Annotated in this window: 7 protein-coding genes; 2 read left to right on the top strand and 5 right to left on the bottom strand. The window is 60.6% G+C overall.

The window, feature by feature from the left end; genetic code table 11:
- The first annotated feature begins 300 nt into the window (after nt 1-300).
- Nucleotides 301-933, top strand: coding sequence for a DUF4190 domain-containing protein (locus G8767_RS23025; protein ID WP_166811979.1), 633 nt, complete (start codon nt 301-303; stop codon nt 931-933).
- 15 nt (nt 934-948) lie between these two features.
- On the opposite strand, the gene G8767_RS23020 is transcribed toward G8767_RS23025, so the two are convergent.
- The 5 genes from G8767_RS23020 to G8767_RS23000 form a co-directional block, all read right to left on the bottom strand.
- The gene (locus G8767_RS23020) at nt 949-1689 is read right to left on the bottom strand and encodes an EAL domain-containing protein (protein ID WP_166811977.1); all 741 of its coding nucleotides are present in this window, start codon (nt 1687-1689) and stop codon (nt 949-951) included.
- A 256-nt stretch (nt 1690-1945) separates the two neighbouring features.
- Nucleotides 1946-2842: a tRNA glutamyl-Q(34) synthetase GluQRS gene (gene gluQRS, locus G8767_RS23015; RefSeq protein WP_166811974.1), complete on the bottom strand. Its 897-nt coding sequence runs from the start codon at nt 2840-2842 to the stop codon at nt 1946-1948.
- Between the two features lies 1 nt (nt 2843).
- Nucleotides 2844-3452, bottom strand: a complete 609-nt coding sequence (locus G8767_RS23010; RefSeq protein ID WP_166811972.1) for a TetR/AcrR family transcriptional regulator — start codon at nt 3450-3452, stop codon at nt 2844-2846.
- Nucleotides 3453-3503: 51 nt separating this feature from the next.
- A complete protein-coding gene (locus G8767_RS23005; protein ID WP_166811970.1) occupies nt 3504-4064 on the bottom strand; it encodes a TIGR03086 family metal-binding protein in 561 nt (186 codons plus the stop codon).
- Between the two features lie 51 nt (nt 4065-4115).
- Complete coding sequence (locus G8767_RS23000) at nt 4116-5183, bottom strand: Lrp/AsnC family transcriptional regulator (protein ID WP_206029666.1); 1068 nt, start codon at nt 5181-5183, stop codon at nt 4116-4118.
- A gap of 109 nt (nt 5184-5292) precedes the next feature.
- On the opposite strand from G8767_RS23000, the gene argE reads away from it, so the two are divergent.
- Nucleotides 5293-6480, top strand: a complete 1188-nt coding sequence (gene argE / locus G8767_RS22995; protein WP_166811968.1) for an acetylornithine deacetylase — start codon at nt 5293-5295, stop codon at nt 6478-6480.

Raw genomic sequence — 6480 nt, 5'->3', positions numbered from 1 at the left:
GGCGGGAAGTTTCCGCTCTGCGGAGGTGGGTAGCTTCCGCCCTGCGGGGGGCCGGCGGGAGGTGGGTAACTTCCGGGAGGAGGTGTTCCCTGCTGGCCATATGGATCCTGGGGTGGGAATTGCTTCCCACCTTCTGGATTCTGGTTGGGGTCGTACCCGCCGGTTGTCATGTGTTCCCCTCAGTCGTAAATATCGCGCTCGAGTGTGACAGTGGATATGACCCTACTGGGATCAAAGAGCGATGTGGATGACATCTGCTCACTTGGATTCGGAGGTCACCTGTGGTTTAGGCTGCGATGTATGACGAGTTCCGGGGGCAACAACGACGATTCTTCGAGCGATTACCAGGCAAAACCTGGATACGGAGAATTTCCGAGCCTGCCTCCTGAGGGGTACGGCGTGTTCCCGTCCGAAACGCAGTCTTCACCTGAAATTCCCGGATATACCACTCCCAACGAGCAGTACCCGGGTTACCCACCGCCGTCGTACAACCCCACCGGCAATACGCCTGAGCCGGGTGGAATTGGTGAACCAAACCCATATCTGCCGCCGCAGACCTTCAGTCCACCTAATCAATACCCGGCCAATCAATATCAGCAACCCGGACAATATGGACAGGCTCAGTACGGTCAGCCGCCGTACCCGTACGGTCAACCGAACCAATTTGCGGGCGGGTACGCACCGCCGATGCGGCCGGTCGGTACCAATGGTCTGGCAATTGCATCGCTGGTTGTATCACTTGTAGGTGGTTGCGCCTGGAGTATCGGCGGAATAGTCGGGATCATCCTGGGAATTGTCGCCCTGAATCAGATAAAGCAGACAGGCCAGGAAGGCCGCGGGCTTGCTATCGCAGGTATCGCGATCGGAGCCGTTTTCCTTGCGTTTTTCTTGGTGATACTCGGGTTTGGGATCTTCGGCCCTGTCTATCGATAGTGACCGCAATTGCGCTCACACGGGCGTGACGATGGATGACGCGGGGAGCGGCTTCCCGAAGTAATAGCCCTGTCCCATGTCGCAGCCGGCTCTCGAGACGTTGGCTGCATGTTCGGCGGTTTCGACGCCCTCTGCGATCGAATCAAGCCCGAGCTTGCGGGCGATGTCGGCGATGGACTCCATGACCATGAAGGCGCGATCTCCAGCACGACCCGCTGCGCTGACGGCCCATGTCAACGATTGGTCGATCTTGAGAATGTCGAGCGGCAATTCCGACAACGCGGAGAACGACGCGAAGCCCGCCCCGAAATCATCGAGGGCAATTCGAATTCCTTCGTTGTGCAGGATGTGAAGAGTGTCCGCGGCATGCCTACCTACGACGCCGAGTTCGGTGACTTCGACAATAATTCTGCTCAGTGGCGTTTCTGAACTGTCGAGTGCTCCGAGGATCTCGTGAGCGGCGTGCGGCGTCGCGAGTTGGCGAGGCGAAAAGTTGACCGCAACCATCATGTGCTCAGGCCACGACGCTGTTTGGGCGCAAATCATATCCAGAGCTTGTAATCCGATGGGAATGATGAGTCCGGAAGATTCGGCGGAGCGCATGAAATCTTGAGGTTCGATCAACCCTCGGAGTGGATGGCGCCACCGCAGAAGTGCTTCGTAGCTGATAATTGCTGACGAGTTCAGATTGACCTGGGGTTGATACAACACCTCGAATTGATGGTCGTCGAGTGCCTCGCGAAGCTCGCGGACCATGCGTATTCCTTTTCGTCCTGAGTCGCCCGTGCCGCACGTGCGTGTCAGCGTGGATGCTGCAAGTGGGTACTGCGGTCGGATTCCAGGTTCAGATCCGGGGTGTGGTTTTGCAGGGACCACTCGCCCTGAATTGCCTTCGCCAGTCTCGACCGTACTTCACTATTTGGAAATTGCCAACGAATAGCTATTGCGGACCGCTTTGTCATATCGGACAATCGAGCTTTTGTCCCCGACAATGCGCTGATTGATACTTCACTTACTTTGCCGGGAAAATCCATGGGGTCCGGGGGATCTTGCGAGAGTCGAATCGATCCGCCAATAGCGGAGGCGTGACAACTTCGCCGGGTTCGGCGAGACCGATGCTCGACGCGATCATCGTCAGAACCTGTTCGGCACTGCGTCCGGCTTCGAGTTGATCTGCCAGGGTCACTGCGCCGTCGCGCTTCGCGAGTCGTTTGCCTTCACTGTTCAACGCGAGAGGAACGTGAGCGTACGACGGTGGTTCGATGTCGAGCAGTTGGGCAAGGTACGCCTGACGCGGCGCCGAGGTCAGTAGGTCGTCGCCGCGGACGACCTGATCGATGTTCTGGGCGCCGTCGTCGACGACTACGGCGAGGTTGTAGGCGGGTACTCCGTCTCCGCGGAGCAGGACGACGTCGTCGACTCGCCTCGTCACCTCGCCGAACAGTTCGTCGTGCACGGTGAACGAATCGATATCTGCCCGTAGCCTCAGAGCCGGGGATCGTCCGCTTGCCGATCTGTCGGCGCGTTCGGCGTCCGACAGGTTTCGGCACGTGCCAGGGTAGGCGCCATCGGGAGCGTGGGGAGCGGACGGCGCCTGCAGGATCTCTTTGCGTGTGCAGAAGCAAGGGTAGGTCAGGTCGCGCTCGCGCAACCGGTCGATAGCCTTGTGGTACAAGGGAAGACGGTGTGACTGTAGGACGACCGGGCCGTCCCACGAAAGGCCGAGCGTGCGCAGATCGTCGAGTTGTCGTTCCATCGCGCCGGGGCGGACACGGTCGAGATCCTCGACGCGAATGAGGAAATCGCGCCCGCTGGTGCGGGCGAACAGCCAGGCCAGAAGGGCGGTACGGAGGTTTCCCAGATGGAGATCGCCGGACGGACTCGGCGCGAAGCGCCCTGCTCCGGCCACGTCAGCTGGCGAGCACGACGGAGGTGGGCAGATTCTCGGCGTCGTGCAGGGTGAGGCGGATCTGGGTTTCCAAAGCGTGATCGAGGTACTGCGGTGGATACATGGCGGGGCTTCCGAGTGCGTCGAGTGCCAAACCGTTGACGGTTGAAAGTAGAAGTGCCGCTCTGGTTTCAGCTTCCGGAGTGCCGATTCCGATCAAGACGGTCGAGATGCCGGTGCGGATCGTGAACAGAGTTGTCCGGCGGATTTCGGAGAGTGACTCACTGGTTGCGGCGCGCACGGCAAAGGCGGCGAGCACATGTGCCTCGCGCGTACGTTGCTCGTCGAGGGGCAGCAGTTGCGAGAGCGCCTGGAACAGGGCGGTATGCGGGTCCGCGTCGGCGGACGACTCGGCCAGTCTCGTCAACAATCGATCGACGAGGGTTCGCAGTGCGAACGCGAACATCTCGTCCTTGGTCGAGAAGTGATGTTGCACTGCGCCGATCGAGACGCCCGCCCGTTTTGCGACCTCGCGAACGCTGGCATTTTCCAGTCCGGATTCCGCGGCGACGTCGAACAATGCCGCCGCAAGCAGGTCTGGACTCGTGGAGGATTTTCGGCGTTCCGGCATACCGCGACATTACCTGTGTATGGAAGTAATGCCCACGTCAGGGGTGCTTTTTCAGGCCTTCCGGCCCAGGAAGGCAAGGAGTTTCGTTGCTTTGTCAGCGTTGTCCGGAACCGGAATTTCGGGGCCACACACACCGCTCATGCGGATCGACTCGCCGAGGCCCGCTGCGATCTCCGAGACCCACTCCACGTCCGTGTCGCGCATCGTCGTATCGGTGCCCGTTGCGGCTGCGAGGTCCCAACCGTGGATGACCAGATCGAAGCACAGGAAGCCCTCGACCGTGGCCCCGAGGTTGGTCCCGCCGAAGTGCCCGTCGTACTCGAGGGTGGACTTCGACGGATCGTCGAGAATGGCCTGCATCGAATCGCGGACGGCCGCCCAGGCTGCTGACGGGTCGTCGTCGACCGACGGACCGGGTGCCAGTTCCAGGCCGACTACCTTGACCATGTCTCGTTCGCTGTCGAGTACGTGTCTCACGACGTCGCGAGCGGTCCAGCCTTCGCAGGGGGAATTGTCGTCCCATCGATCGGCGGGTACGGCGTCGATCCGCGCCGTGAATCCGGCGGCAAGATCCCGATAACGCTGGGCGGGGGAGATCTCTGTTGAAGTCATGACGTCAATCCTTCTCCACAGCGGCGCGTCGTGATTGATTATTTCGGACATTCACTCGATCTCCGGGGCCTCCGCCCAGATGTCCATCGGTACGACACCGGCGCTCTTACCTTCGTCATCGAGAAGGCGGCCCACTCTTTTCATCGATCGCAGCACCACCGATCTGTTCAGCACCACCAGACCCGGCGCCTCTTGGGCAAGTTGTACCTCGGTAATGGGGGTTTCACGCAGGGAATGAGCGGCGATCGCGAGCAGTGTGTTGGCGCGGCCGCCGGATATACGCATACACACCCGTGTCCCCGGCACTCGTTCCACCAGCGCACGAATCGTCGACCGGTCCGTGGGATCGACATATCCCCACACCCAGGTGACGAGGGGCCAACCGGACAGCGGTAGCGAGACGTCGCAGCGGAACACGATTTGGTTGCGTGAGGTAAGTTCGGCAAGTCGCCGCCTGACCGTACTTTCGCTGAGTCCGGTGCCGACGGTGAGCTCGGCAATCGAGGATCGACCGTCCTCGCCCAGTTTCAATATCAATTGGCGATCGACGGCGTCGAACGTCTTCCCGTGATGGCGCTGATCCGTCGGCGCATATTTGTAACGCACAGGCCGGTCTGTCATGACCGTTCGCTGAGTGGCATCGAGTACCTGCAATTTCCAGTCGTCTCCGATCGCGAAGACCTCGGTGACGAGGTGTGCACGCGAACTGACGATTCCGGGTACCGACGCGAGCGACCGAAGCAGGAAGCGCGACAGGAAAGCCATGTCTCTGACCTCGACGAGAAGAGTCAAGTCGCCTGGGCCGCTTGTGTGTTCGACGCTCAGAACGTGCGGCCAGCGGGCAAGTCGTTCCGCGATCGTCAAGGCGTACGAAGTCGTGCAGTCGACTTCGACGAAAGCCAGACACGATTCCGGACGGCCGTGGCCGGTTGCCCGCGCGGAGACCCAGGCGGTGCCGGAGTCCTGTAGCCGCTGCCAGCGGCGTGCGACGGTGACCGGATCGACTTTGAGTGCGTCACCTACCGTGCGCCACGACGCTCGCGGGTCGAGCTGCAGGCAATTGATCAGGGCGAGGTCTATGTCGTCGAGTACGGCGGAATCCTGCGTTTCTTCGATCATCGTGCAAGTATCGTGCATCTTCACTGTGTCTGGGATCACTTCATTCATGCTCGAAGGCAGAACGCGGTGGCGAGAGTCACCGCGTTCCTGCTGGGAGAGGAGAACCCTGATGCCGTCCACCACGTTGTCCACCGTTCCGACCGAGAGAACCCTCGATTGGGTGCAGCGCCTCATCGAGATAGATACGACAAGTTCCGCGAGCAATCGACCGTTGATCGATCTTCTCGCTGCAGAACTGCGTCGCCACGGGGTCGAGCCGATACTTGTTTCCGACGACGAGGGGACGAAGCTCAATCTGTTGGCCACGTTCACCCCTCCTGACGGAAGTACTGCCGGTGGTGTGATGTTTTCCGGTCACACAGACGTTGTGCCGGTCGACGGTCAGGATTGGAGTAGCGACCCTTTCACTCCTGACATTCGCGACGGAAGTCTGTACGGGCGCGGCACGTGCGACATGAAGTCGTTCATCGGGATCGTCGTCGCGGCGATCCCCGACATCGTTGCTCGGCCGCTGGCTAAGCCGATTCACTTTGCCTTCTCCTACGACGAAGAAGTCGGCTGCATCGGTGCAGCCGGGTTGGTCGAAGAGGTTGTTGCGCGGAACCTGCGCCCCGATGTGTGCGTCGTCGGAGAGCCGTCGGAGATGCGCGTCATTCGCGCACACAAGTCGATGAATGTCATACGTGTTGATCTGCATGGTGTTTCGGCGCACTCGTCGCTCACTCCGCAAGGAGTCAATGCAATCGAATACGGTGCCGAGTTGATTCGATTCGTCAGAAACAGTGCCGACGAACTCCGGGCGTCCGGCCCGTACGACGACGCATTCGACGTGGCCTGGACGACCTGTTCGGTCAATCTCGTGTCCGGCGGAATAGCAGTGAACACAGTGCCCGAGGATTGCTCCATCACTTTCGAGTTCAGGAGCATCAGCACAGCCGGCGCCGCAGATCTGCTCGAACGCTTTGCCGCCGAGACGAATCGGATCGAGAACCTGATGCAGGAAGAAAACCCGTCGGCCTCCGTGACGATGCACGTCTCGGCCTCGGTTCCTCCTTTGGAGACGGATGCGAATGCTTCGGCGGCCGCACTGGTCGAACAATGGGGTGGCCTGCCCTCGGACGAAAAGGTCGCGTACGCCACCGAGGCCGGGATGTTCGCGAGCATCGGTATCCCCACCGTCGTGTGCGGGCCGGGAAGCATCGCCCAAGCGCATGCACCCGACGAGTACGTGACACTTGACCAGTTGGCACAGTGCGAGCAGTTCGTTCGGAGCGTCATCGCTCACGCCCGCGCCTGA

Source organism: Rhodococcus sp. IC4_135 (assembly GCF_011602025.1).
Taxonomy (GTDB): Bacteria; Actinomycetota; Actinomycetes; order Mycobacteriales; family Mycobacteriaceae; genus Rhodococcus_F; species Rhodococcus_F baikonurensis.
This window is presented reverse-complemented; position numbering and strand designations above follow the sequence as displayed.

Coding starts and splice junctions, on each gene's coding strand:
- G8767_RS23025 (WP_166811979.1), top strand. CDS start 301: ATGACGAGTTCCGGGGGCAACAACGACGATTCTTCGAGCGATTACCAG.
- G8767_RS23005 (WP_166811970.1), bottom strand. CDS start 4,064: ATGACTTCAACAGAGATCTCCCCCGCCCAGCGTTATCGGGATCTTGCC.
- argE (WP_166811968.1), top strand. CDS start 5,293: ATGCCGTCCACCACGTTGTCCACCGTTCCGACCGAGAGAACCCTCGAT.
- G8767_RS23010 (WP_166811972.1), bottom strand. CDS start 3,452: ATGCCGGAACGCCGAAAATCCTCCACGAGTCCAGACCTGCTTGCGGCG.
- G8767_RS23020 (WP_166811977.1), bottom strand. CDS start 1,689: ATGGTCCGCGAGCTTCGCGAGGCACTCGACGACCATCAATTCGAGGTG.
- G8767_RS23000 (WP_206029666.1), bottom strand. CDS start 5,183: ATGATCGAAGAAACGCAGGATTCCGCCGTACTCGACGACATAGACCTC.